Here is a 26,902-nt window from a genome sequence, read left to right on the forward strand (position 1 = left end):
CCCGTGTGGCGCCAGGGGATTCACACGGGTGCCTCGTGTCCCAGGCGCCCCACCTGTGTGGTGAGAGGCCGGGCTCGCGGCGCTGCCGAGCTTCTGCGCCGCGATTATCCCGCGACACGCGCGCGCCTCACCGGCCGATGCGCGTGGCGGCCGTACCTTCTCAGTGGAAGCAGTTGACATAACTATAACCTTCAACTTGAAGGTTAAGGTTGGGAGAGGGCCATGGCCGCACCGCAGAACTACATCACCGCCATCAAGGTCGTCGGCGTGGGCGGCGGCGGCGTGAACGCCGTCAACCGCATGATCGACGTGGGGCTCAAGGGCGCCGAGTTCATCGCCATCAACACCGACGCGCAGGCGCTGCTCATGTCCGATGCGGACGTGAAGCTGGACATCGGCCGCGAGCTCACGCGCGGGCTGGGAGCCGGCGCCGACCCCGAGGTCGGGCGCCAGGCGGCGCAGGACCACGAGGACGAGATCGCGGAGGCCCTCAAGGGCTCGGACATGGTCTTCGTGACCGCGGGCGAGGGCGGCGGCACCGGCACCGGTGGCGCACCCGTCGTGGCACGCATCGCGCGCGGACTGGGCGCACTCACCGTGGGCGTCGTGACCCGCCCGTTCGGCTTCGAGGGCCGCCGCCGTGCGGACCAGGCCGACGCCGGTATCCAGACGCTGCGCGAGGAGGTCGACACCCTCATCGTCATCCCGAACGACCGTCTGCTCGACATCCAGGACGCGGAGCTGTCCGTGCTGGGAGCCTTCGCCGCGGCGGACCAGGTGCTCCAGGGCGGCGTCCAGGGCATCACCGACCTCATCACCACGCCGGGCCTCATCAACGTCGACTTCAACGACGTGAAGTCCGTCATGCAGGGTGCCGGCACCGCGCTCATGGGCGTCAGCTCGTCGCGCGGCGAGTCGCGCGCGCTCGAGGCCGCCGAGGGCGCGATCTCCTCGCCGCTGCTCGAGGCCTCGATCGAGGGCGCCCACGGCGTGCTGCTGTCGATCGCCGGCGGCTCGAACCTGGGCATCAAGGAGGTCGAGACGGCCGCCCGCCTGGTGCGCGAGGCCGCGCACGCCGAGGCGAACATCATCTTCGGCACCGTGATCGACGACTCGCTGGGCGACGAGCTGCGGATCACCGTGATCGCCGCCGGATTCGACGGCGGCTCTCCCACCGTGCGCAAGCACACCGGTGCGCTCGGACAGATCGACGGCGCCAAGGCCACCCCGACCGCACAGGAGCAGGAGCCGCTCAAGGCTCCCGTCGAGGAGTCCTCCGCGCCCGTGCCGCAGGCGATCGACGCGGACGAGCCAGCGCCGGAGACGGACGCGATCGAGGTCACGGCCGTGCGCACCGACTCGGAGGCGCTCGACGTCCCCGAGTTCCTCCGGTAGCGGCGAGGTGATCGACGCCGGACTCGAGGTCCGCGCGTTCTTCACCACCCGTGAAGGCGGCGTCAGCGCGCGCCCGTACTCGAGTCTGAACGTCGCCCAGCACGTGGGCGACGAGCCCCGTGACGTGGCGACCAACCGCGCCATCGTGGGGGAGCTGGCCGGTACCCCGGTCACGTTCCTCAAGGCCGACCACGGCATCCGCGTCGCGCGCATCCTCGAGCGCGGCGAGGACCCTCCCACGGCCGATGCGCTCGTCACCGACGTGCCCGGCGTCGCCATCGCGGCCATCGCCGCCGACTGCGTGCCGGTGCTGATCCATGACGCGGCGAGCGGGGCGGTGGCGGCAGTCCACGCTGGGCGCGAGGGCCTGTTCGGCGGGGTCATCGACGCCACGATCGCGGCGCTGCTCGACATCCGCGGCGGGTGGCGCGTGCCCGGCGAGATGAGCGCGTCCATCGGCCCCGCGATCTGCGGCCAGTGCTACGAGGTGCCGGAGGACCTGCGCGCGCGTGTGGGCGCCCGGCATCCTTCCGCGTTCGCGACCACCCGCAGCGGGACGCCCGCGCTGGACCTGCCCCGAGCCGTCGAGACGCGGCTGGGGCAGCTCGGGCTCGAGCAGATCGTGCGGATCCGCGAGTGCACCGCGGAGTCCGACCGCCTGTTCTCGCACCGGCGCGACGGCGCGACCGGGCGCTTCGCAGGCGTCATCGTGTGCGACGGACAGTAGCGGGCGCCGACGCCCCAGAGCGCGGCGTGTCGGTACGGGGCGGGGGCGCTGACTCTGCCTACCGTTGTACCAACAGCGAGCAGACCTTCGAAGGAGCCCCCGATGAGCGCGATGCGCAAAGCGATCCAGTACCTCGGCTTCGACGTGAGCCAGCACGAGGAGTACGACTACGCGGATGACGAGCTCGCGCCCGTGACGAACATCCACGACATGTCCGAGGTGCGCGAGAAGCACGAGGCGCCCTCCAAGGCTGCCCGCGCCGAGCGTCAGCGCACGCCCGCGAGCCACATGTCCGCGACGGACCTGCGTCGCATCCAGACCGTCAAGCCGCGCACCTACAACGACGCCCGCCTGATCGGCGAGGCGTTCCGCCAGGGCGTTCCGGTCATCATGAACCTCACCGAGATGTCGGACGCGGACGCGAAGCGCCTGGTCGACTTCTCCGCCGGGCTGTCCTTCGGTCTGCACGGCTCGATCGAGCGCGTCACGACCTCGGTGTTCCTGCTGTCGCCCGCGCACGTGGAGATCGGCATGGACGCGGAGAAGCCCCCCGTCCAGGAGAGCGAGTTCTTCAACGAGCGCTAGCCTCGGTTAGGCTCATCGGGTGGAACTCCTCATCGACGCAGTGCGCTTCGTGCTGTTCCTGTTCATGATCGTGCTCTTCGCACGCGTGATCCTGGGACTGGTGCTCTCGTTCGCGCGCGACTGGCGCCCCGCCGGCGCGATGCTCGTGGTGACGGAGTCCGTGTTCTCGATCACGGACCCGCCCCTGAAGGCGCTGCGCAAGGTGATCCCTCCGCTCCAGCTCGGCCAGATTCGCCTCGACATCGCCTTCCTGGTGCTGTTCTTCGGCTGCTCGCTCCTGTACTCGTTCCTGGGCGTCCTCCGACTCCAGCTCTAGGAGCTCCCACATCGCTTGAGGGCGGCATCTGAGATGCCGATAACCAAATTTGAGTAGAGTGACCGTTATTGTCGCTCGGGCCGGGCTACCGGCAGCATTAGAGACACGAAGGTGGTTTGCACATGGCACTGCTGTCCGCAGAGGACGTCCTCAACAAGGCGTTCTCCAAGACCAAGTACCGCGAGGGGTTCGACCAGGACGAGGTCGACGACTTCCTCGACGAGGTGGCTCACACCATCCAGTCGCTGACCGCCGAGCGCGACGACCTCGCGCAGCGCCTCGCTCAGGCGCAGGCCGGCGCTCCCACGACCCCGTCGCAGCCCTCGGCTCCCGAGCCCGCGCCGTCGACCGAGGGTGGTCTGCTCGCAGCCGCGACGGATCCCACCCCTCCCAGCGCCACCGGCATGCTCGCCATGGCCCAGAAGCTGCACGACGAGTACGTGTCCGCAGGCGAGGAGGAGCGCGACCGCATCATCGACGAGGCCAAGAACAAGGCCGAGACGATCGTCGAGCAGGCGGAGACGGACGCCAAGGACCGCATGGACCAGCTGGTGAGCGAGCGCAGCGAGCTCGAGCGCAAGATCGACGATCTCCGTCGCTTCGAGCGCGACTACCGCGCGCGCCTCAAGAGCTACCTCGAGAACCTGCTGGGCGACCTGGACCACGGCTCGAAGGCTGACGCGCCCAGCGCCGCATCCGCGCCTGCGCCGGCGTCCGCGCCCGCGTTCGACGGCGGCTTCGGTCAGAGCGACGATGCGGACGAGTCCGCCTCGTCCATCGACTCCGCGTCGGTCCCCTCCGCTCAGGACGGCGACAGCGCTCCCAAGGCCGCGGACAGCCCGTGGGCCCAGGTGCGCCACCAGGACAGCGCTCAGGACTCCGCCCAGGAGGAGGCCCCCACCCCCTGGGGCGGATCCAGCTACAGCCCCACGAGCAACGTGGCGCAGTCGTTCGGAGCCGACGAGCAGCAGGCCGGCGACGAGCAGCGCTGACACGATTTTCTGACGATCGCGCACACGGGTGCGCGTCCGGTGCTGGCGTGGCGCTTTGCGATGCCGGGCAAACGGGATTAGTCTCTCGTCACTACCCAGATTCGAGGATGAGGCATGACCAGTACTGACGTGACGATCGTGGTCGTCGACCCGGCGGAGCTCAAGGCGGCCGACGCCAAGAAGCTCACGGTGCGCGACGGCGACGAGCCCTGGAAGGTCGCGGAGCTCCGCGCGATCGTCAAGACCCTCAACTCGGATGTCGAGCGCCTGGTGCAGGAGTTCCACGGCGCCGAGCACGAGCTGGACGACCTTCTCCACACCTCCGAAGGCGCGGGGGACGATCAGGCCGACGCCGGCTCGACCGCCCTGGAGCGCGAGCAGGAGATGTCGATCGTGAACAACACGCGCGACATGCTCGAGCAGAGCGTCGACGCGCTGCGTCGCGTCAACGCCGGCACCTACGGCACGTGCCAGGTGTGCGGAGAGGGCATCGGCAAGGCTCGTCTGCAGGCCTTCCCTCGCGCGACCCACTGCGTCACCTGCAAGCAGCGCGAGGAGCGGCGGTGACCTGGCGACCAGCTCTCTGGCTGGTCGCCTTCGCCGTAGTGGTGGTCGATCAGGCCACCAAGCAGATCGCACTCGAGACGCTCGAGCCCTACGAGGTTCACGAGGTCCTGGGCGAGTTCCTGTCGATCCAGCTGGTGTTCAACTCGGGCGCCGCGTTCTCGCTGGGTGACGGCTACACCTGGGTGATGACCATCATCGCGCTCGTCGTGACGGCCGGCATCGTCTACTACGCGCGCCGCGCCCAGTCGAACGCAGCCGTGTGGATCTTCGGCATCGGACTGGGCGGCGCCATCGGCAACCTCATCGACCGCCTGTTCCGTGACCCATCCTTCGGTCAGGGCCACGTCGTGGACATGATCAACTACAACGGCTGGTTCGTGGGCAACGTCGCGGACATCGCGATCGTGGGCGCGGCCGTGGCCGTCCTCGTGCTGGGCATGATGCACACGCCGCTGCTGGCCCCCGTCGGGTCTGCGGGGGACGACGGGAGCGAGCCGTCCGCGGATGCGGCGACGCCGTCCGAGGCGACCGGCGCATCGTCCGCCGCGATCGATGCCTCCGAGCCCGCGCCCTCCGCCGCGAGCCCCAGCGAGCCTCGTGGCTGACACCCGATTCCTGCCCGTCCCCGACGCGGTCGTGGGCGAGCGCGCGGATGCGGCATTGGCTCGCATGCTCGGCCTGTCACGCACCAAGGCCGCAGAGCTGCTGTCCGCCGGTGCCGTCGCTCTGGACGGACGCACCCTGGGCAAGTCGGACCGCGTCAGCGACGGCGTGCTCGCCGTCGACATCCCTGACGAGCGAGAGGCGGGTCCCGAGCCCGAGATCCCCGGCGGCCTGCTGATCCGGTACCAGGACGACGATCTCGTCGTGGTCGACAAGCCCGTGGGCGTCGCAGCCCACCCCTCGCCCGGCTGGACCGGACCCACGGTGGTGGGGGGACTCGCATCGGCCGGTGTGACGCTCGCCGACGCTGGCCCCGCCGAGCGCAAGGGGATCGTGCACCGGCTCGACGTCGGCACCTCCGGGCTCATGGTGGTCGCGAAGTCCGTGCCCGCGTACTCGGCGCTCAAGGCGGCGTTCAAGGAGCGCACGGTGGAGAAGGTCTACCACGCCGTCGCGCAGGGCCACCTGGACCCCACCGCCGGGACCATCGACGCGCCCATCGGCCGTCACCCCAGCTCCGACTGGAAGTTCGCCGTCACGCAAGACGGCAAGCCGTCCATCACGCACTACGAGGTGCTCGAGATGTTCCCCTCCGCGTCGCTGCTGGAGATCCACCTCGAGACCGGGCGCACGCACCAGATCCGCGTCCACATGACCGCGATGCGCCACACCCTGGTGGGCGACCTCACCTACGGCGCAGACCCCTCGATCGCGAAGCGCCTGGGGCTCACGCGCCAGTGGCTGCACGCGCACGAGCTCGCGTTCGAGCACCCCACGCAGGGCGGCGAGGTGCGCGTCCGCAGCGAGTACCCCGAGGACCTGGCCGCGGCGCTGGAGATCCTGCGAGGCTGAGCGCATGCGCATCGAGACCGTCACCACCGAGAAGCACTTCGCGGACGCGCTGGCCGTGCGCTTCGCGGTGTTCGTCCACGAGCAGGGAGTGTCGCCCGAGGGCGAGCGCGACTGGCTCGACGACGATCCCCGCACGCTTCACCTGGTCGCGTACTCCGACGACGGCACGCCGCTGGGCGCCGGGCGGCTGCTCGCGCCGCACACCGACACTGCCCACGGCGAAGGCTCGGGTCATGGCGCGATGGACCCGGCGAACCCGCACATCGGGCGGCTGGCGGTCACGGCCGATGCACGGGGCACCGGGGCAGGGCGGGCGCTGATGGCGGCGCTCGAGGCCGCCGCTCTCGAGCGGCACGGGGCGCACGGGCGGGTCCGCGTCGAACTCTCCGCGCAGGATCAGGCGATGCCGTTCTACGAGCGCTGCGGGTACACCGCGCACGGTGACGCGTACCTGGATGAGGGCATCTCGCACCACGACGCGTACAAGGACCTCACCGCGTAGGAACGCCGGCCTTGCCCGGCCGCTCAACACACGGCTGTGGAGTGTGTGACTGGTGGGGCGCCTGTGGTGACCCTCGAGTCTCGTGCATCACTCTCGTCACGGCTGTGTGTTGAGCGGCCGGCGGTAGCGCCGGGCTCAGGCCAGCAGCGCCCGGATGCGCTTGTCGCTCACCGGCTCCGAGGTGCCCAGGCCCTGTGCGAAGAGCGACACCCGCAGCTCCTCGATCATCCAGCGCGCACGCTCCAGCCGCGCCGCACGCTCTGGATCCGGCCGGCCGTTCTCGACGGCGGCTCGCACCGTCGCCACCTCGTCGCTGACCTCCCGCACCTGCCACATCAGCGCCGCGTCGCGGTTCGGATCCGACTGCGCCTTGTCCAAGCGCAGGGCGGCGGCCTTGAGGTAGCGGGGCAGGTGGGAGAGCCGGTCCAGGGGAGTGCGCTCGAGGAAGCCCTCGCCCACCAGAGCGCTCGACTGCGACCGCAGGTCGGCGACCACCGCGAGCAGCGCCATCGACGTGGCGCCGGAGAGCGCCGCGTCCAGGTCGCGGTACGCGGCCAAGGCGTCAGCGACCAGGCCCGCGATCCGGTACGCCTCGTCCTCGAGCCCTGCCCGGACGTGCTCGCGCGCTCGCTCGTAGGCACCGGCGTCGCGCACGGCGCCGGCGTCGACCTCGGGTCCCGACGTGAGCGCTCGCACCGCCACCGCCTGCAGCGCTGCGACCAGCGCATCCGTGGTGCGATACGGCGACGCGGACAGGGTGAGCGACTGCTGCGGGGACCAGCGCGTGGTGATCCGCTTGGTGCCCAGAGCGCACTCGGTCAGCAGCAGGCGCCGCACGCCAGCGGGGTGCGACGCCTCTCGCACGGCGGCGTCCGCGAGCACGCGCAGAGCCGCGCCGCCCTGCTCGTCCACCAGTGACGGGTAGCCCCGCACGGTCGCGCCTCCCACGGTGCCGGTGACCTCGTCCGGGATGGCGCCTCCGGGAAGGTCCGGCCACGTGCGGAGCTGCGCCTGCTCGGGAACGGCGGCCGATGCGGGCCGGGCGTCCGGCTCGACGGTCTCCGTCGCGCTCGCAGGGCTGGGCGTGCCCGCGCGCCGGCCCACGGCATCGGCGGCTCGTGACACCGCGCTCTGCACGGCCGTCTGCGCGGCGGGGGCCAGCGAGCGCTGCAGGCGCACCAGGTCCGTGGACTCGTCCAGCGCGCGCCCGCGCTCGTCCTCGACCCTGAAGGTGACCCGCAGGTGAGCCGGAAGGCGCTCCTCCAGGCCGTCCCACGCATCGGCCGGGATCTCGACGTCCCGCACCGCGCGCACGGCGCGCGTGAAGGCGTCCCGGTAGGGCTCCGCCATGTCGCCTGCGCGCGCCATGTCCTCCCACGCGGGCGTCTCGCGGGCGAGCCAGGCGACCACGTCGCGCGCCGCGTCCGGAGCGGGAACCAGGAGCCTGCGCACCGGCTTGGGCAGCGCGCGCACGGTGGCGGTCGCGAGATCGTCGGCGAGCCCCGGCACCATCCAGTCGAAGCCGTCGGGCGTGACGCGGGGGAGCACGGCCACGGGGATGTGCACCGTGATGCCGTCCGCGTCGCTGCCGGGCTCGAACTGGTACGTGAGCGGGAGGGTCAGGTCGCCCTGCGGCCATACCGCAGGAAACAGCGACGTGTCGATGTCCTCGTGCTCGGGGGCGACGGTGTCGAGGGTCAGCGTCAGCAGCTCGGGGGAGCGGCGGCGCTCGTCCTTCCACCAGCGGTCAAAGTGGCGCTGGGACACGATCGTGTCCGGCAGGCGCTCGTCGTAGAAGTCGAACAGCGCGTCGTCGTCCGCGATGAGCCCGCGCGTCCTGGACCGCGCCTCGAGCTCCTCCGCCTCCTGCATGAGGCGCTGGTTGTCCTTCCAGAACCGGTGGTGGGAGTCCCACTCGCCCTGTACGAGCGCGTGGCGGATGAACAGGTCGCGCGCCTCGGCGGGCTGGATGCGGCCCCACAGCACGGTCCTGTCGGCGACGATCGGGACGCCGTACAGCAGCACCTTCTCCGTCGCGACGGCGGCGCCGCGCTTCTTGGACCAGTGCGGGTCCGAGTAGGTGCGCTTGGCGAGGTCGCCCGCGAGCTCCTCCGCCCACTGCGGGTTCACGGCCGCGACGTCGCGCGCCCACAGCCGGCTGGTCTCCACCAGCTCAGCTGCCATGACGAACGCGGGCGGCTTCTTGGACAGCGGAGATCCAGGGAAGATCGCGAAGCGGGCACCGCGCGCGCCCAGGTACTCGTTGCGGGACTGCTTCTTGGCCCGCCGCATCGCGGCCTCCCGCGCGCCGCCCTTGAGGTGCGAGAACTGCGAGGCCTTGGGCTCGGCGGTGTCCTGCATGCCCAGCTGCGACAGCAGGCCTGCGAGCACCGAGCGGTGGATGGCGTCCGCGTCCCACACATAGCGGTGTGCGTCACCGTACGGCTTCGCATCGCCCGAGCGCTGTGCCTCCTTGCGCTCCATCCGGATCCCCAGCGGCTTCGCGGTCTGGCGGATCTGCTCCACGACGTCCTGCCATTCGCGCACCCGCAGGAAGTTCAGGTGCTCGGAGCGGCACAGGCGCCGGAACGCGTTGCCGGACAGCTCGGCTCGCTGCTCGCGCAGGTACTCCCACAGGTTCAGGTACGCGAGCAGGTCGGAACCGGGATCCGCGAACCGCCGGTGCAGCGCATCCGCCTTCTCGCGCTCCTCGCTGGGTCGCTCGCGCGGGTCCTGGATCGACAGCGCGGCGGCGATGATCGCGACCTCGCGCGCGACGCCGTGGCGCTGCGCCTCGACGATCATGCGGGCCTGGCGCGGGTCCATCGGCAGGCGCGACAGCGTGCGGCCCACCTCGGTGAGCCGCGTGCGGCCGTCGCGCAGCTCCAGCGCGCCCAGCTCCGTGAGCAGGTTGACGCCGTCGCGGATGGCCCGCGTGTCCGGCGGCTCGACGAACGGGAAGGACGCCATCCCCTCGGGGCCCTCCACGACGCCCACGGAGATCATCTGCAGCAGCACCGAGGCCAGCGACGTGCGCAGGATCTCGGGCTCGGTGAACTCGGGCCGGCCCTCGAAGTCGTCCTCGGCGTACAGCCGGATCGCGATGCCGTCCGCGAGTCGCCCCGCTCGCCCGGAGCGCTGGTTGGCGCTGGCCTGCGAGATGGGCTCGATGGGCAGCCGCTGCACCTTGGTGGCCTTCGAGTACCGGGAGATGCGCGCGGTGCCGGGGTCCACGACGTAGTGGATGCCGGGCACGGTCAGCGATGTCTCCGCCACATTGGTCGCGAGCACGATGCGCCGCGTTGCGTGCCGCTCGAACACGCGGTGCTGCTCGGCCGCGCTCAGGCGGCTGAACAGCGGCAGCAGCTCGACCGCCTGCGGGTGACGCGGATCGCGGGCGCGTGGGCCCAGGTCCGCCGCCAGCGCATCGGCCGCATCCCGGATGTCCCGCTCGCCGGACAGGAACACCAGGATGTCGCCCGGCCCCTCCCGCATGAGCTCGTGGCACGCGTCGACGATGCCCGTGGCCTGGTCCTTCTCCTCGCCGCGCTTGTCGCCCGCCAGTGGCCGGTAGCGGATCTCGACCGGGTACGTGCGCCCGGTGACCTCGACCACGGGGGCCAGGCGCGCATCGGCCGTCTCCGTCTCGAAGGGGACCGGGCCGCCCGGCGCGAAGTGGCGCGCGAAGCGCTCGGAGTCGATGGTCGCGGAGGTGATGATGATCTTCAGGTCGGGGCGGCGCGGCAGCAGGTTCGTCAGGTAGCCGAGCAGGAAGTCGATGTTGAGGCTGCGCTCGTGGGCCTCGTCGATGATGAGGGTGTCGTACGCGAGCAGGTCGGGGTCGCGCTGGATCTGCGCCAGCAGGATGCCGTCCGTCATGACCTTCACCAGGGTGCGCTCGCTGGACTGGTCGGTGAAGCGCACCTGGTAGCCCACGATCTCGCCCAGGGTGGTGCCGAGCTCCTCCGCGATGCGCTCCGCGACCGAGCGCGCCGCGATGCGACGGGGCTGGGTGTGGCCGATCTGCCCGGCACGCCCGCGACCCAGCCCGAGCGCGAGCTTGGGCAGCTGGGTGGTCTTTCCCGAGCCGGTCTCGCCTGCGACGATCACCACCTGGTTGTCGCGGATGGCCGCGGCGATTTCCTCGCGGCTGGCGCTGACGGGCAGCTCCGGCGGGTAGGCGAGGGGCGGGACCTCGACGGCCCCGCGCGCCCGGGCCGCCGCCTCGAGCTCGCGCCGCGCGACCGGCCGATGCGGGTCGCGCTGGCCGCCCCCGCGTCGCCCGGACCGGCGGTCACCGCGGGGCGCGCGGGATCGCTCGGGACGGGGGGACGGCTCGTTCACGTGAGCCATTGTCCCAAGGTCCCGCGCTCCGTCCCGCCACCCTCGCACGACCGCCCACCACGCGCCCGTGACAGGTGTGGCGGGTGAGTCCAGAGGTGGTGCTCAGAAGTCCCATTCGCCACTCCCGTCACAGCCGTGTGGTGCGGTGCTGCGCGACGGCCTCCCACCACCGTGACGCCGACACGCCGAGCCCTCCCGCGCATCGGCCGTGGTCTCGCGGCGTGTCGCGCGGAGGTTGGCTCGAACTGTCCCCGAGGTGGGGTCTCGTGTCCGTCGCCGCGCCTAGAATCGGGGCCATGCCCGGCAGTGACTTCGTCCACCTCCATGTCCACACCGAGTACTCGATGCTGGACGGGGCGGCGAGGCTGAACGACCTGTTCTCGCACGCGAAGGACCTGGGCCAGACGGCGCTCGCGACCACGGACCACGGCTACATCTTTGGCGCCTACGACTTCTGGGCCAAGGGTCGCGAGCACGGGGTCAAGCCCATCATCGGCGTCGAGGCCTATCTGACCCCCGGCACGGCCCGCCAGGACAAGACTCGAGTCAAGTGGGGAGAGCGCGGTCAGGAGCGCGACGACGTCTCCGCGAACGGCGCGTACACCCACATGACCATGTGGGCCGCGAACACCGAGGGCATGCACAACCTGTTCCGCATGTCCTCGTACGCGTCCCTCGAGGGACACTTCCACAAGCCGCGCATGGACCGCGACCTGCTGCAGCGGTACGCGAAGGGCATCATCGCGACCACCGGCTGCCCGTCCGGAGAGGTCCAGACACGCCTGCGGCTGGGACAGTACGACGAGGCGCTCAAGGCCGCCGGCGAGTTCCAGGACATCTTTGGCGCGGAGAACTTCTACGTCGAGCTCATGGACCACGGGCTGGACCTCGAGCGCCGCGTGCGCGAGGACCTGCTGCGACTCGCGCACCAGCTGGGCGCGCCGCTGGTGGCGACCAACGACTCGCACTACGTGAAGAAGGAGGACTCGGTCGCGCACGAGGCGCTGCTGTGCGTGCAGTCGGGCTCCAACCTCAACGAGCCCACCTACGACCAGGGCGGCAAGCGCTTCGCTTTCAACGGCGACGGCTACTACCTCAAGTCGGCCGAGGAGATGCGCCACCTGTGGCGCGAGCTCCCGGAGGCGTGCGACTCGACCCTCGAGATCGCGGAGAAGTGCGAGGTCGAGTTCAACACCAAGGCCGACTACATGCCGGTCTACGACGTGCCACAGGGCGAGGACGAGACCTCGTGGTTCGTGAAGGAGGTCCAGCGCGGCCTGCACGAGCGGTTCGGCGAGACGATCCCCGGCGAGGTCCAGGACCGCGCCAACCTCGAGATCGAGGTCATCACGGACAAGGGCTACCCGGGCTACTTCCTGGTGGTCGCGGACTTCATCAAGTGGGCCAAGGAGCAGGGCATCCGTGTGGGGCCCGGACGTGGATCGGGCGCCGGCTCGATGGCCGCCTACGCGATGCGCATCACGGACATTGACCCGCTGGTCCACCAGCTGTACTTCGAGCGCTTCCTCAACCCGGAGCGCGAGTCCAAGCCCGACTTCGACATCGACTTCGACGAGCGCAGGCGCGGCGAGGTGATCCGCTACGTCTCCGACAAGTACGGCGAGGAGAAGGTCGCGATGATCGCGACCTACGGCACCATCAAGGCCAAGCAGGCGCTCAAGGATGCGACCCGCGTGCTGGGCAAGCCGTTCAGCCTGGGCGAGCAGCTCACGAAGGCCTATCCGGAGCCGCAGCAGGGCCGCGACATGCCGCTGGACGGCATCTTCAACCCCGAGCACCCGCGCTACAACGAGGGCGGCGACTTCCGCCAGCTGCTCGAGACCGACCCCGACGCCCCCCAGGTGGTCGAGCTCGCCAAGGGTCTCGAGGGCCTCAAGCGCCAGTGGGGCGTGCACGCCGCCGGCGTGATCATGTCGAGCCACCCGCTCATCGACATCATCCCCATCATGCGCCGCGAGCAGGACGGCGCCGTCATCACCCAGTTCGACTACCCCACGGCGGAGGGCCTGGGGCTGGTCAAGATGGACTTCCTGGGGCTGCGCAACCTCACGATCCTGGACGATGCGCTCTACAACATCGAGCACAACGGCAAGGAGCCGCTGGTGCTCGAGGACCTCGAGCTCGCGGACGAGGAGACGTTCAAGCTCCTGGGCCGCGGCGACACGTTGGGCGTGTTCCAGCTCGACGGCGTCGCGATGCGCCAGCTGCTGCGCCAGATGCGCCCCGACAACTTCGAGGACATCTCCGCCGTCTTGGCGCTGTACCGCCCCGGGCCCATGGGCGTGAACTCGCACACCAACTACGCCGAGCGCAAGAACGGCCGCCAGAAGGTGGACTACATCCACCCCGAGCTGGAGGAGCCGCTCAAGGAGGTGCTCGACGTCACCTACGGGCTGATCGTCTATCAGGAGCAGGTGCAGCGCATCGCGCAGATCGTCGCGGGCTACACGCTGGGCGCCGCAGACCTGCTGCGCCGCGCGATGGGCAAGAAGAAGCCCGAGGTGCTGGCCAAGGAGTTCGAGCCCTTCAGCGCCGGCATGCGCAAGAACGGCTTCTCTGAGGAGGCCATCAAGAAGCTGTGGGACACCATGGTCCCGTTCGCGGACTACGCCTTCAACAAGGCTCACACCGCGGCCTACGGAGTGCTGTCGTTCTGGACTGCGTACCTGAAGGCGCACTATCCCACGGAGTTCATGGCGGCGCTGCTCACCTCGGTGGGCACGGACAAGGACAAGTCCGCGCTGTACCTCGCCGAGTGCCGCCGCATGGGCATCACCGTGCTGCCGCCGGACGTCAACGAGTCCATCGCGAACTTCAGCGCCGTTGGAACCGACGTGCGGTTCGGCCTCACGGCCGTGCGCAACGTGGGTGCCAACGTGGTGGCCGGCATCATCGAGGCCCGGGACAGCAAGGGCACGTTCGAGTCCTTCCAGGACTTCCTCGACAAGGTGCCCGCCACCGTGTGCAACAAGCGCACCATCGACTCGCTCATCAAGGCCGGCGCCTTCGACTCGCTGGGCTACACCAGGCGTGCGCTCAACGCGGTGCACGAGCAGGCCATCGACTCCGTGGTGGGCGTCAAGCGACAGGAGGCCACGGGCCAGTTCGACCTGTTCGGCGGCGACGCGGACCTGGGCGGGGGAGTGACCGTGGTGGTCCCGCAGCTCGAGGAGTGGGACAAGAAGACCAAGCTCAACCTCGAGCGCGACATGCTGGGCCTGTACGTCTCGGATCACCCGCTGGCGGGCTTGGACCACATCATTCGCTCCGAGGCCTCGCATCAGATCCTCAACGCCACGCCCGCCAACGGCGTCGCGGACGGCGGGCAGGTCTCCTTCGCAGGCCTCGTCACCCGCGTGGACCGGCGCGTGGCCAAGTCCGGCAACGCGTACGCGATCGTCACCCTCGAGGACCTCAGCGGCGAGACGGAGATCTCGTTCTTCGGCAAGACCTACGAGACCTACGCCAGGGACCTGGCGGACGATGCCGTGGTCGCCATCAAGGTGCGCGCCCGGGAGCGCGGCGACGGCGGCCTCCAGTTCAGCGCGGTGGAGCTGCGCGTGCCCAACCTCAACGTGGTGGACACCTCTCCGGTGTCGATCACGCTGCCGGCCGCGCGGGTCAACCCGCCCATGGTGGAGGAGATCAAGGGCATCCTGCGCTCGCACCCCGGCTCCGTCGAGGTGCGGATGGTGCTCACCGGCTCCGGCGACCCCGTGACGATGCGCCTGGGCGACGAGTTCCGCGTGGCTCGCTCGAGCGCTCTCTACGGAGACCTCAAGGCGGCGTTCGGCCCCAGCTGTCTCGCCCCGGCGTGACGCCTCGCTCACCTGAGCGTCCCATCGGTCCGTGAGTGTCGATCTCGCTGGCCGTGCGTCTCCTATCGGTCAGCCACGGCCGCACATGGCCTCGATCAGTAGAGGCTCAGCCCGCCGTCCGACTTGAGCACCTGGCCCACCACCCACGAACCCTCATCGGACACCAGCCACGCAATCAACCGCGCCGGGTCAGTGGGTTCGCCGAATCGTCCAAAGGGTGTGCGCTCTCGCCACTCGTCGATCGGGCCCAGGTCACGGTCGGTGGAGTCCGAGTCGAGATAGCCGGTGTTGACGGGGCCAGGGTTGAGGGTATTGAGGATGATGCCGAGTTCAAGGAGCTCCGCGGCGACGGTGGCGGTGACGCCCGAGAGCGCAGCCTTCGACGCTGCGTAGGCCACCTCGCCTGGCATCGCCCCGTCTCCTTGCCCCGACGTCATCCAGATCACGTGACCCATCGGTCCGGGCAACGGATCGCGCGTGGCGCGGTCGCCAGGGCGTGCGCCGCTTGGTGCGCCGCCGTGCAGGCTGGCGAATGCGCTGGTCAGAAGCAGCGTCGCCCGGGTGTTGGTCTCCCAGAACGCGCTCAGGCGCTCGGCGTTCATGTCGTGGATCGAGCCGTCATCCCCGCTCTTGGCGTGGTTGCACACCAGGATCTCGAGCTTTCCGGTGAGCGCCGCGGCGTGGCGCACCAGTGCTGCGGGTGCGTCCGGGTCGCGCAGATCCATCGTTGTATGCCCGACTGCGGCGCCAGGGGAGCGCAGCACCTCCAGCTCAGTGATGAGCGCCTCGATGTCATCACCGCCCCACGGCAGTTCCATGTCATGTGGAGCGAAGTGCTGAATGAAGACGGACGCGCCGTCGGCGAGCAGCCGGGACGCCACGGCGAAGCCGATGCCGCGGCGTCGGGACACGCCGGTGACGAGTGCGGTCTGGCCGGCGAGGGGGAGATGAGTCATGAAGGAGTCCTGTGGGGTCGCGGGTGGGTGCGGAGCAGGGGTGAGGTCACAGGGTCTTCATGCGCCACAACCTAGCATCGCCGCTTGGATGGACCGGTAGCGTGACCCCATGACCACCGTGTCCTGGCAGCGCGCCGAGAATGCCGTGATCGCGATCGCCGTGATCGTCACGACCCTCGTCCTGGGCTACGACTGGTGGTGGCTGCTCGCGCTCTTCCTGGCCTTCGACCTCAGCGCGCTCGGCTACCTGATCAGCCCGCGTGCCGGAGCCCAGGCCTACAACGCCGTCCACTCGTACTGGGGTCCGGCGGTGCTGGCGGTGGTCGCGCTCACGGTCGATGCCCGATGGGCCGGTCTGCTCGCGCTCGCATGGGCCTTCCACGTTGCGGTCGATCGCGCGCTGGGCTACGGACTGAAGGAGGGCGACAGCTTCCAGCACACGCACCTGGGCTGGATCGGCAAGGGGCGTCACACCCCGGAATGACCGCGAGCGTCGTGCGGTTGTCCGGGACGGAACGTCGAAGGAGCCGCGCATGACCATCGCCATCACCGCGGCCTCGGGAAACCTGGGGCCACTGGTCATCGATGCGCTGCTGGAGCGCGGCGTGCGGCCCAGCCAGATCGTGGCGGTGGTGCGCGATCCGTCCAAGCTGGACCACATCGCCGCCGCAGGCGTCAGCATCCGCCAGGGCAACTACGACAACCCGCCCAGCCTGCGCACCGCGTTCGAGGGCGCCCATAAGGTGCTGGTGATCTCCGGCTCGGAGTTCGGCCGTCGCATCGCCCAGCACGGCAACGCGATCGACGCTGCCGTCGCAGCGGGCGCGCAGCTGATCGCCTACACGTCCGTGCTGAGGGCCAGCGACGCGACCGTCAACCCTGTGCTTCCCGAGCACCAGGGCACCGAGCGGCTGCTGGAGCAGGCGGGCGTGCCGTGGGTCATGCTGCGCAACGGCTTCTACACGGAGAACTACGTGGAGCAGGCGCGTCAGGCCTTCGCGACCGGCGAGGTGCTCACGAGTGCCGGCATGGGTCGCACCGCATCGGCCACCCGCGCGGACTTCGCTGCCGCAGCCGCCGAGGTGCTGGTGAGCCCTGGACACGAAGGCCAGCGGTACGAGCTCGCGGGTGACGACGCCTGGACCATGCACGACTTCGCGGACGCGGTGGGCCGCATCGCCGGCCGTCCCGTGCACCTGCGTCAGGTGGACGCCGCGGAGCACCTCGAGGCGCTCATCGGCAACGGCGTTCCTCAGCCGTGGGCGGAGATGACGGTGGCGATCGACCAGGCTGTGCGGGCAGGGGAGCTCGATGCCCCCGGCGATGACCTCCCTCGCCTCATCGGACGCCGCACCACCCCGCTGGAGGATGGGCTGCGCGCCGCCCTCGCGTGACCCCACGGGCCACACCGCACGCGCCACTAGACTCGAATGCGTGCTGAGCCGAATCGACCTCCGTGACCGCCACCTGACCGCGCGCGAGCTGCTGGGCGTGGTCCCGCGTGCGGACGTGGACGTGTCTCATGCCCTCGCGACGGTCGAGCCCATCCTGGCTGCCGTGCGCGAGCGCGGGGCCGATGCTCTGCGCGAGTTCGGCGAGCGCTTCGACGGCGTGGTCCCGGAGCACCTGCGCGTGCCCGCCGCGCGCATCGAGGCGGCGCTCGAGACCCAGGATGAGGCCGTGCTCGACGCGCTGCGCGAGGCGATCGCGCGGGTGCGCACCTTCCACGACGCCACCGTGCCGCCGCCGGTGTCCGTGCAGGTGGCGCCCGGGGCTACGGTGTCGCAGCGGTGGATCCCCGTGGGCCGCGTGGGCCTGTACGTGCCCGGCGGCCTCGCGGTGTACCCCAGCTCCGTGGTCATGAACGTCGTGGCCGCACAGGCCGCTGGCGTCGAGTCCATCGCGGTCGCCACGCCGCCGCAGAAGGAGTTCGGCGGCGAGCCCCACCCGACCATCCTCGCGGCCTGTGCACTGCTGGGCGTCGATGAGGTCTATGCCGTGGGCGGCGCGCAGGCGGTGGGCATGCTGGCGTACGGCGTCGACGATCTGTGCGATCCCGTCGACGTCATCACGGGTCCAGGCAACGTCTACGTCGCTGCTGCCAAGCGCGCCGTCAACGGAGTGGTGGGCATCGACTCGGAGGCCGGACCCACGGAGATCGCGATCATCGCGGACGACTCCGCCGACGCGGGCTACGTCGCCGCGGACCTGCTCTCGCAGGCCGAGCACGATCCCATGGCGGGATCCGTGCTCATCACGGACTCCGAGGCCCTGGCCGATGCGGTCGAGCTCGCGCTCGCGGCGCGCATGGACGAGACCAAGCACCTGGCTCGCACCAAGGAGGCGCTCACGGGTCGCCAGAGCGCGGTGATCCTGACCGAGGACATCGACCAGTCCGTCGCGGTGGCCGATGCGTATGGCGCCGAGCACCTCGAGATCCACACCCGCGACGCCGCGGACGTGGCGGCGCGCATCCGCAGCGCTGGCGCGATCTTCGTGGGCCCGCACACCCCGGTGCCGCTGGGCGACTACCTCGCGGGCTCGAACCACGTGCTGCCCACGGGCGGCACGGCGCGCTTCGCGTCCGGACTGGGCGCGCACAGCTTCCTCAAGGCCGTGTCCACGATCCACTACACGGCCGATGCGCTGGCCGAGGTGGGGCACAAGGTCATCGCCTTGGCGAATGCCGAGGACCTTCCGGCACACGGCGAGGCGATCGCCGCGCGCCTGCAGGACTGACGGCGCGGCGGTGCCGCGCCGCGGGCGTCAGCGGACGCCCAGCACGAACGGGTAGACCGCGGACGCGCCGGCACGCCGCAGCAGCCGTGCGGCGACGGTGAGCGTCCACCCGGAGTCCGTGGAGTCGTCCACCAGCAGGATCGCGCGCGCCCGCATCGCGTCGAGCGCCGCGTCGTCGAGCTCGAGGGTGAGGCGGCGGTTCACGGACGCGAGCCGCTGAGCGGAGTTGACGTCGTGGCGGTCCGGGTCCTGGCGAGTGGAGACCGGACCGAGCGTGCCCAGGAACGGCACCTGCAGGTAGCGGCCCAGTCCCGGCCCCAGGTGGTCCATCAGCTGGGGGCGGGTCACGGATCGCAAGGCCACCACGGCGCTCACGGCAGGCCCTCGACTGTCGCCCGCACCTCGCCACAGGGCATCCCAGTCCTCGAGCGTCCGCACGGCCGCGCCGCGCAGCGCCTGCGGCGTCTCGCCGTCCACCGGCCGGCCGTCCTCGTCGCGTCCCTCGAACAGGTCGCGCAGCGCCCCGGACCACCCCAGTCCGTCCAGCCGGGCGATCGCGCGGCCCGGCTCAGCCTGCTCGTCGGCGGGGATGCGCCCGCGCAGGTCCACGCCCATCGCGTCCATCCCGCTGGGCCACTGCCGGCGCGGGACGATCTCCACGCCCACGCGGTCCAGGCCCTCGCGCGCGGCCGTCACCGCGTCGCCGTCCGGCAGGGCCGGGAGGTCGACGCCGCCGCAGCCGTCGCAGCGGCCGCACGTCCAGTCGTCCTCCAGGTCCGGATCGTCCAGCACGCGCCGGAGGAACGCCATGCGGCAGCCGTCGAGCGCCTCGTACTCGAGCATGGTGCGCTGCTCCGCCTCGCGCGCGGCGGCGACGCGGGCGTAGCGCTCGGCGTCGTACTCCCACGAGACGCCGGTCGCGAGCCAGCCGCCCTTCACGCGCGTGACGGCTCCGTCCACGTCGAGCACCTTGAGCATCGACTCGAGGCGCCCGCGACGCAGGTCCACCTGGGTCTCGAGCGCGGCCAGCGACGTGGGCGAGGCGGTCCCGAGCGCGCCCAGCGCCGTGCGGACCTGGTCCTCTGGCGGGAAGGCCTGCGAGCCGAACCACTCCCAGATCGCGCGGTCCTCCGCGCCCGGCAGGAGCACCACGAGCGCCCGGTCCACGCCACGGCCCGCGCGTCCCACCTGCTGGTAGTACGCGATGGGGGAGGACGGCGCGCCCACATGGATCACGAAGGCCAGGTCCGGCTTGTCGAACCCCATGCCCAGGGCGGAGGTCGCCACCAGCGCCTTCACGGCGTTGGTCTTGAGATCCTCCTCGAGCTGCTCGCGCTCCGTGGGGTCAGTGCGGCCCGTGTAGGCGCCCACGGCGTGCCCGGCGGCGCGCAGCTGCGACGCGACCTCCTCCGCGGCGGACACGGTGAGGCAGTACACGATCCCCGAGCCGTCGATCTCGTGCAGCGCGGCCGCGAGCCACGCCACGCGCGTCGCGGGATCCGGCAGGCGCACCACGCCCAGATGCAGCGACTCGCGGTCGAGCGCCCCGCGCAGCACCAGCACGTCCTCGCGCGCCGCCATGTCCGCTCCGCGCACCCCCAGCTGCTCGGCCACGTCGTCGGTCACGCGAGAGTTCGCCGTGGCCGTGGTGGCGAGCACCGGGATGCCATCGGGGAGCTCGGCCAGCAGCGTGCGGATGCGCCGGTAGTCCGGCCGGAAGTCGTGTCCCCAGTCCGAGATGCAGTGCGCCTCGTCGATCACCACCAGCCCCGCATCGGCCGCCAGCCGCGGCAGCACCTCGTCACGGAACTGCGGATTGTTGAGCCGCTCCGGCGAGCACAGCAGCACGTCGATCTCCCCGCGCGCGATCGCCGCATGGACGTCGTCCCACTCGGTGACGTTCGCGGAGTTCACCGTCGCGGCACGGATGCCGGCGCGCGAGGCCGCCGCGATCTGGTCGCGCATGAGCGCCAGCAGGGGAGAGACGATGATCGTGGGCCCCGCCCCGCGCGCCCGCAGCAGCGACGTCGCCACGAAGTACACCGCAGACTTGCCCCAGCCGGTGCGCTGCACCACCAGAGCGCGCGCGTGGCGGGCGACCAGCGCCTCGATGGCGCGCCACTGATCGTCGCGCAGGCGCGCATCGTCCCGTCCCACGAGGGCTCGCAGGGCGGCCTCGCCCTCCTCGCGCAGGACGGCCGATGCGGTGGTCGCTTCCGTGGTCATGCGTCCACCGTAGGTGGCGCCGGTGACATCGCTCGACCGCCGCATCGGCCGTCGATCGCCGCCACTAGACTTCCAGCCATGACGCTGCCCCTGCGCCCCGATCTGATCGGGCTGGAGCCCTATGGCGCCCCCCAGCTCGAGGTGACCGCGCGCCTGAACGTGAACGAGAACCCCTACGCCCCGCCGCCAGCCGTGGTGGACGCGATCGCTCAGGCCGTGCGCAAGGCCGCAGAGGGTCTCAACCGCTACCCGGACCGCGACTTCACGGCGCTGCGAGCGGACCTCGCGCACTACCTCGAGGTCGAGAGCCACGTCGACTTCGTCGAGGTGCGCAACATCTGGGCCGCGAACGGCTCCAACGAGGTGATGCTGCACCTGCACCAGGCGTTCGGCGGCCCGGGCCGGACCATGATGAGCTTCGCGCCCACCTACTCGATGTACCCCGAGTACGCGCGCGACACCATCACGGAGTACGTGACGCTGCCGCGCCGTGAGGACTTCCATCTGGACCTGGACGCCGCGCAGGCCGCGATCCGCGAGCAGCAGCCCAGCCTGGTGATCGTCGCGAGCCCCAACAACCCCACCGGGACCGCGCTGACGCTCGACGAGGTGCGCGCGCTGCTGAGCGCCGCGGATGACGTCGAGGGCGGCTGCGTGGTGGTGATCGACGAGGCCTACGCGGAGTTCCGCCGCTCAGGCGTGCCGAGCGCCGCGACCATCATCCCCGAGCACCAGAACCTCGCCGTCAGCCGCACCATGTCCAAGGCCTTCGCGCTGGCAGGCGGACGCCTGGGCTACCTGGTCGCTCACGAGCCGGTGATCGACGCGCTGCGCGTGGTGCGCCTGCCGTACCACCTGAGCGCCGTCACACAGGCGGTCGCGCGCGCCGCGCTGGCGCACCACCGCGCGCTGCAGGCGCAGGTGGACGAGATCCGCGCCGAGCGCGACGAGACCGTCGCCTGGCTGCGCGAGCAGGGCTACACGGTCGCGGACACGGACGCGAACTTCGCGCTGTTCGGTCCGTTCGAGGACCGTGAGAGGGTATTCGAGGGGCTGCTGGCGCACGGCGTGCTGATCCGTGTGACGGGCCCCGAGGGATGGCTGCGCGTGTCGATCGGCACGCCGCAGGAGATGGCGCTGTTCCGCAGCGCGCTACTGGAGGTCACCGCATGAGCCGCACGGGTCGCATCGAACGCGCCACGAGCGAGTCCCAGGTCCTGGTCGAGCTCGACCTCGACGGATCCGGCACCACCGAGATCGACACAGGCGTGCCGTTCTACGACCACATGCTCACCGCGCTGGGCAAGCACTCGCTCATGGACCTCACGGTCAAGGCCACCGGCGACGTGCACATCGACAGCCACCACACCGTCGAGGACGTCGCGATCTGCATCGGCGAGGCCCTCAAGCAGGCCCTGGGCGACAAGGCCGGCATCTCCCGCTTCGGCGACGCCATGGTGCCGCTGGACGAGGCGCTCGCGCAGTGCGTCGTGGACGTCTCCGGGCGTCCCTACTTCGTCCACGTGGGCGAGCCGGTGGGTCAGGCCACCCACCTCATCGGCGGCAACTTCGCGGGCTCGCTCACCGGACACGCGCTCGAGTCGATCGCGCACCACGCCGGCATCTGCGTGCACATGCGCGTGCTCGCCGGGCGCGACCCCCACCACATCGTCGAGGCACAGTTCAAGGCGCTCGCGCGAGCGCTGCGCGCCGCCGTGACGGCCGATGCGCGGGTGAAGGGGATCCCGTCGACCAAGGGCGCGCTGTGAGCGACGAGGACTTCGACGTTCCGGACGATCTGTCCGGCCTGGCGGACGCTACGCCGATGGGCGAGTCCGGTCGGCATGTCGAGCAGGACACGGTCGCGCTGTTCACGCCCATCCAGAACGGACGCGTGCTGGCGGCGGTGTGCGCGCTCAACGGCGTGAAGGGACAGGCGATCGAGACGTCGGCGGGCGCCTTCGCGGTGCTCGACGACACCACCGCCGGTGCCGTCGACACCGCGGGCGAGGTGATCAGCGCGTTCGTGAAGACGCAGCCCATCCTCGCGATGGAGCGGCGGGCCGGTCAGATCACCATCCACCGCTGGCAGGGCGGCGCCAAGGGCGACAAGCTGCCCCCGGGCCTCGCGCTCGACCAGGCGCCCGGCGTCATCACGACGCTCATGGCCGGCACGCAGACCATCGATGAGATCGCCGCCACCCATCCGGGGAAGGTGTTCGAGGCGCGCATGAGTCGCGTGTCCGCGTTCCGCGAGCTGCGCAAGGCCTCCAAGGAGGCCAAGAAGAGGTACAAGGCCATGGAGGCCAACAAGCGCGACTCGGACCCGGATCCCGGCGGCTCCGCCTCCTGAGCAGGCGCGCCTCCGCGGCCCGCCCGCCCGCGCATCGGCCGTCTCCCCACGCTCGTTAGACTTGACCGGTGACCTCCCCCCTCGTCTGCGTCCTCGACTACGGCTTCGGCAACGTCCGCTCCGCGGTGCGTGCCGTCGAGCATGTGGGAGCCCGCGTGGTGCTCACGGATGACCGCGCGATCGCGGAGAACGCGGACGGCCTGATCGTCCCGGGAGTGGGTGCCTTCGAGGCCGTGATGACGGGGCTCAAGGGCGTGCGTGGCGAGCAGGTCATCGGCCGTCGGCTGTCCGGCGGGCGTCCCGTGCTGGGGATCTGCGTGGGCATGCAGGTGATGTTCGAGCGCGGCGTCGAGCACGGCGTCGAGTCCGAGGGCCTGGACCACTGGCCCGGCACCGTCGAGAAGCTCCAGGCGCCCGTGGTGCCCAACATGGGCTGGGCGCAGGTCGACGTTCCCGCGCAGTCCGTGCTGTTCGACGGGCTCCAGGACGAGCGGTTCTACTTCGTCCACTCGTACGGTGCGCGGCAGTTCCCGCTGGGCACCACGGAGGACACTGGGCGCTTCCGTGCACCGCTGGTGACGTGGTCGGAGGCAGGCACGGCCGATGCCTCGGACCGGTTCGTCGCGGCTGTCGAGAACGGCCCGCTCAGCGCGACGCAGTTCCACCCGGAGAAGTCCGGCGAGGCGGGGCTGCAGCTGCTGCGCAACTGGGTGGCGACGTTGTCCTGACGGCGGCCCGCGCCCGCCTGCGCCTTCCGCCCTTGTAGGCAACTCATGTCGAGGGTGGACGCGATTGCGGGCGTCCGAGGCACGTGAGGGTCACGAATCACGGCTGCGTCAGGCACGACGAGCGGGGCTCGCAGAGATCGAGTTCGTCGGCCGCGGCGGTGCCGCGTCCGTGGCCATCACTGGCCTCGGGGAGCCCTGCGAAGCCGCAATCGTAGGCATGAGTTGCCTAGGAGAGCGGTGGGGTGGGAAGGTTCGCGGGGCCGGTCGCCGAGCCGTCGGGTGCGCAGCAGTCGTCCTCGCACTCCACCTCGGAGCCATGCAGCAGGGCGCCGGACGTGGTGGCGCACCCGTCGCCGCTCCACGCCTCGCGCCCCTCGCGCACCGCGAAGCCGGCGATCACGATCGCGGCGAGCGGATCCGCCCACCACCAACCCAGCAGCGAGTTCAGCAGCAGTCCCACCAGCAGCGCGGCGGACAGGTACGAGCACAGGACCAGCTGACGGGAGTCGGCGATCGCCGTCGCGGAACCGAGCTCGCGGCCCGTGCGTCGCTCGAACCAGGCGATGGACGGCATGATCGCGAGCGACGCCGCGGCGAGAGCGATGCCCACGGGGGAGTGCGCGGGCGGGTCCGCGGCGACCAGGGCGCGCACCGCATCGGCCGTCACCACGAGCGCGAGCGCGAAGAACGCGACCGCGATGAGGCGCAGAGTGAGGCGCTCCCGGGTGCGGGGATCCGGCGCCGCGAACTGCCACGCCACGAACGCGGCGGACGCGACCTCCACCACCGAGTCCAGCCCGAAGCCGATGAGCGCGCTCGAGCCCGCGACGGCGCCCGCGCTGAGCGCGATGATCGCCTCCGCGACGTTGTACGCGATGGTCCCGGCGACGATCCAGCGGATGCGGCGACGCAGCGTAGCGGCGCGGTCGGTGGTGAGGGCCGATGCGCTCATCAGCACGTGCACCCGTCGCCGTCGCAGCAGGACGGGTCCAGCGCGTACGTGAGCGCCAGCATCGCGCCCAGGGCCTGTGCCAGGGCCGGGTCCGCGAGCGAGTAGTGCATGTGGCGCCCACGCCGCTCGGCGACCACGAGGCCGCAGCCGCGCAGGCAGGACAGGTGGTTCGACATCGACTGGCGGCTCACGCCCAGCTCGGCGGCCAGGTCCGCCGGGCAGTGGCTCCCGTGGCGCAGGGCGAGCACGATCGCGGCGCGCGTGGGGACCGAGAGCGCGTGTCCCACGTGCGCCACCGCGCGGGTGTGTGCCGGAGCGGCGCAGGCGATGTGGTCGCGAGGCTCGGCGCCGAGGGAGACGCGGGTGTCCACAGCGATGCTCATGACAGCCACGGTAGTACAGGATTCGCTGTACTGTCGAGCGCCCTGCGGGAGTCGCCCGGGACGGTAGCCTGGTGCCCGCATCGGCCGTATCCCATGAAAGCGAGACCATGACCGACACCCGCCGCCTCGAGCTCCTCCCCGCCGTCGACGTCGCTGACGGCCAGGCCGTCCGCCTCACCCAGGGCGAGGCCGGCACCGAGACCGGCTACGGCGACCCGCTGTCCGCCGCCCAGGACTGGGTGGACGGCGGCGCCGAGTGGATCCACCTCGTGGACCTCGACGCAGCGTTCGGACGCGGGTCCAACGCGGAGCTGCTCGAGCGTGTGGTGAAGTCCGTCGACATCAAGGTCGAGATGAGCGGCGGCATTCGCGACGACGAGTCGCTGGAGCGCGCGCTCGCGACCGGCTGCGCTCGCGTCAACATCGGCACGGCGGCGCTCGAGAACCCCGAGTGGACCGCCGCCGCGATCGCCAAGCACGGCGACCGCGTAGCCGTGGGACTGGACGTGCGCGGCACCACGCTGGCCGGACGCGGCTGGACCCGCGATGGCGGCGACCTGTGGGAGGTGCTCGCCCGCCTGGACCGCGAGGGCTGCTCGCGCTACGTCGTCACCGACGTCAAGAAGGATGGCATGCTGTCCGGCCCCAACGTGGGACTGCTGCAGGAGGTCTGCGAGGCCACCGATGCGCCCGTCGTGGCCAGCGGCGGCATCTCGAGCCTCGAGGACATCGCCGCGCTGCGGGCGATCACGGACCGCGGCGTCGAGGGCGCGATCGTGGGCAAGGCGCTGTACAACGGCAACTTCACCCTGCCGCAGGCACTGGACGTGGCCGGCCGCCCGTAGCGGGCACCTGCGTCCCGCGCCGGCCGTCCACCACACACCTGTGACGGGCGGTGCCACTGGGACGCGTGCGCCTGCACTCGCGTCCCTCCCGTCTCACGAGACACAGCCGTGTGGTGAGCGGTTCGCGCGCGTCAGGGCACCGGGAGCGCGGCGTGCGTCACACCTGGGCGCCAGCGTCACCGGGAGCCCGTAGCATCGAAGCCATGAGCGACGGCGAGCCTGCCAAGGACATCCCGGAGTCGATCTTCGCGGACGACGACGGCAGTGCGGACGCGCGCCTCGCCCAGGCCCTCATCCGCTTCTCGCACGCGAAGACGACGCTGAGCGACGTGGTCGACGCGCTCGCCTACGCGCGCGTGCTGATCCCGGTGCTGGCCAGTGGCGACAAGCGCGTCATGGGCGAGCACGGCGTCGAGAAGGACGAGGTCGCGACCACCGGCGTGGTGGCCGTCCAGATGCCGGACGGCCGCGCGGCGCTGCCCGTGTTCACAGATGTGGACGCGATGAAGGCGTGGAATGCGCAGGCCCGTCCCATCCCGGCGGAGGGGCCGCGGGCTGCGCTCGCCGCGATCGCGGAGGGCTGGTCGAGCCTGGTCATCAACCCCGGCATGGAGACCGTGCTGATCCCGCGCCCAGCGGTGTGGGCGGTGGGTCAGGGTGAGGACTGGCGGCCTGCGGTCATCGATGGGACCGTCTCGGATGAGGTGAGGGAGGCGGTCGCCTCCGCCGTGACCGTGGATGAGGCGCTGCGGCGAGTCGAGGCGGCCCCGGGGCGTGGTGCGGAGGTCGCGATCGTGCTGAGCCTGTCGCCGGGCCTGACGCAGCCCGAGCTGGATGCGGTGCTGGAGCGCGTGCAGCGCGAGCTCGCGCACTCCGACGTGGTCGCTCAGCGCGTGGACACGCTCGAGCTCAGGCTCGCGACCGCGCCGTAGCACCGG

Annotated in this window: 24 protein-coding genes; 19 read left to right on the forward strand and 5 right to left on the reverse strand. The window is 71.0% G+C overall.

All coding sequences use genetic code 11. The annotated features are described in order from the left end of the window. Positions 1 to 222 precede the first annotated feature (222 nt). The 9 genes from ftsZ (at position 223) to Dac01nite_RS05240 (ending at position 6,599) form a co-directional block, all read left to right on the forward strand. Positions 223 to 1,395, forward strand: coding sequence for a cell division protein FtsZ (ftsZ, locus tag Dac01nite_RS05200; RefSeq protein WP_203653894.1), 1,173 nt, complete (start codon positions 223 to 225; stop codon positions 1,393 to 1,395). 7 nt (positions 1,396 to 1,402) lie between these two features. Next, positions 1,403 to 2,122 carry a peptidoglycan editing factor PgeF gene (gene pgeF / locus Dac01nite_RS05205; RefSeq protein ID WP_203653902.1) on the forward strand — a complete coding sequence of 240 codons (720 nt, stop codon included), beginning with the start codon at positions 1,403 to 1,405 and terminating at the stop codon, positions 2,120 to 2,122. A gap of 102 nt (positions 2,123 to 2,224) precedes the next feature. Further along, positions 2,225 to 2,707 carry a cell division protein SepF gene (locus tag Dac01nite_RS05210; RefSeq protein ID WP_239066530.1) on the forward strand — a complete coding sequence of 161 codons (483 nt, stop codon included), beginning with the start codon at positions 2,225 to 2,227 and terminating at the stop codon, positions 2,705 to 2,707. A 19-nt stretch (positions 2,708 to 2,726) separates the two neighbouring features. Then, a complete protein-coding gene (locus Dac01nite_RS05215) occupies positions 2,727 to 3,023 on the forward strand; it encodes a YggT family protein (RefSeq protein WP_203653904.1) in 297 nt (98 codons plus the stop codon). Between the two features lie 122 nt (positions 3,024 to 3,145). After that, on the forward strand, positions 3,146 to 4,015 hold the full coding sequence (locus Dac01nite_RS05220; RefSeq protein ID WP_203653911.1) for a DivIVA domain-containing protein: 870 nt from the start codon (positions 3,146 to 3,148) through the stop codon (positions 4,013 to 4,015). 114 nt (positions 4,016 to 4,129) lie between these two features. Beyond that, positions 4,130 to 4,582 carry a TraR/DksA family transcriptional regulator gene (locus Dac01nite_RS05225; RefSeq protein ID WP_203653912.1) on the forward strand — a complete coding sequence of 151 codons (453 nt, stop codon included), beginning with the start codon at positions 4,130 to 4,132 and terminating at the stop codon, positions 4,580 to 4,582. After that, complete coding sequence (gene lspA / locus Dac01nite_RS05230; RefSeq protein WP_203653914.1) at positions 4,579 to 5,187, forward strand: signal peptidase II; 609 nt, start codon at positions 4,579 to 4,581, stop codon at positions 5,185 to 5,187. Before Dac01nite_RS05225 ends, lspA begins: the two co-directional genes overlap by 4 nt. After that, on the forward strand, positions 5,180 to 6,097 hold the full coding sequence (locus tag Dac01nite_RS05235) for an RluA family pseudouridine synthase (RefSeq protein WP_239066531.1): 918 nt from the start codon (positions 5,180 to 5,182) through the stop codon (positions 6,095 to 6,097). The genes lspA and Dac01nite_RS05235 overlap by 8 nt, the downstream gene beginning before the upstream one ends. A gap of 4 nt (positions 6,098 to 6,101) precedes the next feature. After that, a complete protein-coding gene (locus Dac01nite_RS05240) occupies positions 6,102 to 6,599 on the forward strand; it encodes a GNAT family N-acetyltransferase (RefSeq protein WP_203653918.1) in 498 nt (165 codons plus the stop codon). 135 nt (positions 6,600 to 6,734) lie between these two features. Here Dac01nite_RS05240 and hrpA read toward each other — a convergent pair whose 3' ends face one another. Then, positions 6,735 to 10,952: an ATP-dependent RNA helicase HrpA gene (hrpA, locus tag Dac01nite_RS05245; protein ID WP_203653927.1), complete on the reverse strand. Its 4,218-nt coding sequence runs from the start codon at positions 10,950 to 10,952 to the stop codon at positions 6,735 to 6,737. 287 nt (positions 10,953 to 11,239) lie between these two features. On the opposite strand from hrpA, the gene dnaE reads away from it, so the two are divergent. Further along, on the forward strand, positions 11,240 to 14,782 hold the full coding sequence (dnaE, locus tag Dac01nite_RS05250) for a DNA polymerase III subunit alpha (protein WP_203653929.1): 3,543 nt from the start codon (positions 11,240 to 11,242) through the stop codon (positions 14,780 to 14,782). A 95-nt stretch (positions 14,783 to 14,877) separates the two neighbouring features. Here dnaE and Dac01nite_RS05255 read toward each other — a convergent pair whose 3' ends face one another. Further along, positions 14,878 to 15,738: an SDR family oxidoreductase gene (locus Dac01nite_RS05255; RefSeq protein WP_203653931.1), complete on the reverse strand. Its 861-nt coding sequence runs from the start codon at positions 15,736 to 15,738 to the stop codon at positions 14,878 to 14,880. A 109-nt stretch (positions 15,739 to 15,847) separates the two neighbouring features. On the opposite strand from Dac01nite_RS05255, the gene Dac01nite_RS05260 reads away from it, so the two are divergent. From Dac01nite_RS05260 to hisD, 3 genes are read left to right on the forward strand one after another with little or no spacing between them, the layout of a single operon-like run. Then, positions 15,848 to 16,222 (forward strand): DUF4260 family protein, encoded by a 375-nt coding sequence (locus Dac01nite_RS05260; RefSeq protein WP_203653933.1) that lies wholly within the window; start codon positions 15,848 to 15,850, stop codon positions 16,220 to 16,222. A 49-nt stretch (positions 16,223 to 16,271) separates the two neighbouring features. Then, positions 16,272 to 17,132, forward strand: a complete 861-nt coding sequence (locus tag Dac01nite_RS05265) for an NAD(P)H-binding protein (RefSeq protein WP_203653935.1) — start codon at positions 16,272 to 16,274, stop codon at positions 17,130 to 17,132. Positions 17,133 to 17,172: 40 nt separating this feature from the next. Further along, positions 17,173 to 18,477 carry a histidinol dehydrogenase gene (gene hisD / locus Dac01nite_RS05270; RefSeq protein ID WP_203653937.1) on the forward strand — a complete coding sequence of 435 codons (1,305 nt, stop codon included), beginning with the start codon at positions 17,173 to 17,175 and terminating at the stop codon, positions 18,475 to 18,477. A 27-nt stretch (positions 18,478 to 18,504) separates the two neighbouring features. Here hisD and Dac01nite_RS05275 read toward each other — a convergent pair whose 3' ends face one another. After that, the gene (locus tag Dac01nite_RS05275) at positions 18,505 to 20,703 is read right to left on the reverse strand and encodes a RecQ family ATP-dependent DNA helicase (RefSeq protein WP_203653939.1); all 2,199 of its coding nucleotides are present in this window, start codon (positions 20,701 to 20,703) and stop codon (positions 18,505 to 18,507) included. A 78-nt stretch (positions 20,704 to 20,781) separates the two neighbouring features. Here Dac01nite_RS05275 and Dac01nite_RS05280 point away from each other — a divergent pair, with 78 nt between their 5' ends. From Dac01nite_RS05280 to hisH, 4 genes are all read left to right on the forward strand, one after another. Continuing rightward, a complete protein-coding gene (locus Dac01nite_RS05280) occupies positions 20,782 to 21,876 on the forward strand; it encodes a histidinol-phosphate transaminase (protein ID WP_203653941.1) in 1,095 nt (364 codons plus the stop codon). Beyond that, a complete protein-coding gene (gene hisB / locus Dac01nite_RS05285) occupies positions 21,873 to 22,472 on the forward strand; it encodes an imidazoleglycerol-phosphate dehydratase HisB (RefSeq protein ID WP_203653943.1) in 600 nt (199 codons plus the stop codon). The genes Dac01nite_RS05280 and hisB overlap by 4 nt, the downstream gene beginning before the upstream one ends. Then, complete coding sequence (locus Dac01nite_RS05290) at positions 22,469 to 23,056, forward strand: hypothetical protein (protein WP_203653945.1); 588 nt, start codon at positions 22,469 to 22,471, stop codon at positions 23,054 to 23,056. Before hisB ends, Dac01nite_RS05290 begins: the two co-directional genes overlap by 4 nt. A gap of 68 nt (positions 23,057 to 23,124) precedes the next feature. Then, positions 23,125 to 23,784: an imidazole glycerol phosphate synthase subunit HisH gene (hisH, locus tag Dac01nite_RS05295; protein ID WP_203653947.1), complete on the forward strand. Its 660-nt coding sequence runs from the start codon at positions 23,125 to 23,127 to the stop codon at positions 23,782 to 23,784. A gap of 226 nt (positions 23,785 to 24,010) precedes the next feature. Here the strand turns inward: hisH and Dac01nite_RS05300 are convergent, their stop codons facing one another. Both Dac01nite_RS05300 and Dac01nite_RS05305 read right to left on the reverse strand, forming a co-directional pair. Then, positions 24,011 to 24,736 (reverse strand): cation efflux transmembrane domain-containing protein, encoded by a 726-nt coding sequence (locus Dac01nite_RS05300; RefSeq protein WP_203653957.1) that lies wholly within the window; start codon positions 24,734 to 24,736, stop codon positions 24,011 to 24,013. Then, positions 24,736 to 25,119, reverse strand: coding sequence for an ArsR/SmtB family transcription factor (locus Dac01nite_RS05305; protein ID WP_203653958.1), 384 nt, complete (start codon positions 25,117 to 25,119; stop codon positions 24,736 to 24,738). The genes Dac01nite_RS05300 and Dac01nite_RS05305 overlap by 1 nt, the downstream gene beginning before the upstream one ends. 107 nt (positions 25,120 to 25,226) lie before the next feature. Here Dac01nite_RS05305 and priA point away from each other — a divergent pair, with 107 nt between their 5' ends. After that, positions 25,227 to 25,964 carry a bifunctional 1-(5-phosphoribosyl)-5-((5-phosphoribosylamino)methylideneamino)imidazole-4-carboxamide isomerase/phosphoribosylanthranilate isomerase PriA gene (gene priA, locus Dac01nite_RS05310; RefSeq protein WP_203653960.1) on the forward strand — a complete coding sequence of 246 codons (738 nt, stop codon included), beginning with the start codon at positions 25,227 to 25,229 and terminating at the stop codon, positions 25,962 to 25,964. A gap of 203 nt (positions 25,965 to 26,167) precedes the next feature. Then, positions 26,168 to 26,896 carry an SseB family protein gene (locus Dac01nite_RS05315; RefSeq protein WP_203653962.1) on the forward strand — a complete coding sequence of 243 codons (729 nt, stop codon included), beginning with the start codon at positions 26,168 to 26,170 and terminating at the stop codon, positions 26,894 to 26,896. Positions 26,897 to 26,902: the final 6 nt, after the last annotated feature.

It is taken from the genome of Demequina activiva, from assembly GCF_016862815.1.
Taxonomy (GTDB): domain Bacteria; phylum Actinomycetota; class Actinomycetes; order Actinomycetales; family Demequinaceae; genus Demequina; species Demequina activiva.

What these genes read in the sequence shown, in the direction of transcription:
- Dac01nite_RS05305 (WP_203653958.1), bottom strand. Translation starts at nt 25,119, where the DNA reads ATGAGCATCGCTGTGGACACCCGCGTCTCCCTCGGCGCCGAGCCTCGC.
- ftsZ (WP_203653894.1), top strand. Translation starts at nt 223, where the DNA reads ATGGCCGCACCGCAGAACTACATCACCGCCATCAAGGTCGTCGGCGTG.
- Dac01nite_RS05210 (WP_239066530.1), top strand. Translation starts at nt 2,225, where the DNA reads ATGAGCGCGATGCGCAAAGCGATCCAGTACCTCGGCTTCGACGTGAGC.
- hrpA (WP_203653927.1), bottom strand. Translation starts at nt 10,952, where the DNA reads ATGGCTCACGTGAACGAGCCGTCCCCCCGTCCCGAGCGATCCCGCGCG.
- Dac01nite_RS05240 (WP_203653918.1), top strand. Translation starts at nt 6,102, where the DNA reads ATGCGCATCGAGACCGTCACCACCGAGAAGCACTTCGCGGACGCGCTG.
- Dac01nite_RS05255 (WP_203653931.1), bottom strand. Translation starts at nt 15,738, where the DNA reads ATGACTCATCTCCCCCTCGCCGGCCAGACCGCACTCGTCACCGGCGTG.
- priA (WP_203653960.1), top strand. Translation starts at nt 25,227, where the DNA reads ATGACCGACACCCGCCGCCTCGAGCTCCTCCCCGCCGTCGACGTCGCT.
- hisB (WP_203653943.1), top strand. Translation starts at nt 21,873, where the DNA reads ATGAGCCGCACGGGTCGCATCGAACGCGCCACGAGCGAGTCCCAGGTC.
- dnaE (WP_203653929.1), top strand. Translation starts at nt 11,240, where the DNA reads ATGCCCGGCAGTGACTTCGTCCACCTCCATGTCCACACCGAGTACTCG.
- Dac01nite_RS05275 (WP_203653939.1), bottom strand. Translation starts at nt 20,703, where the DNA reads ATGACCACGGAAGCGACCACCGCATCGGCCGTCCTGCGCGAGGAGGGC.
- Dac01nite_RS05300 (WP_203653957.1), bottom strand. Translation starts at nt 24,736, where the DNA reads ATGAGCGCATCGGCCCTCACCACCGACCGCGCCGCTACGCTGCGTCGC.
- Dac01nite_RS05265 (WP_203653935.1), top strand. Translation starts at nt 16,272, where the DNA reads ATGACCATCGCCATCACCGCGGCCTCGGGAAACCTGGGGCCACTGGTC.
- Dac01nite_RS05225 (WP_203653912.1), top strand. Translation starts at nt 4,130, where the DNA reads ATGACCAGTACTGACGTGACGATCGTGGTCGTCGACCCGGCGGAGCTC.
- Dac01nite_RS05260 (WP_203653933.1), top strand. Translation starts at nt 15,848, where the DNA reads ATGACCACCGTGTCCTGGCAGCGCGCCGAGAATGCCGTGATCGCGATC.
- Dac01nite_RS05280 (WP_203653941.1), top strand. Translation starts at nt 20,782, where the DNA reads ATGACGCTGCCCCTGCGCCCCGATCTGATCGGGCTGGAGCCCTATGGC.
- Dac01nite_RS05220 (WP_203653911.1), top strand. Translation starts at nt 3,146, where the DNA reads ATGGCACTGCTGTCCGCAGAGGACGTCCTCAACAAGGCGTTCTCCAAG.
- Dac01nite_RS05315 (WP_203653962.1), top strand. Translation starts at nt 26,168, where the DNA reads ATGAGCGACGGCGAGCCTGCCAAGGACATCCCGGAGTCGATCTTCGCG.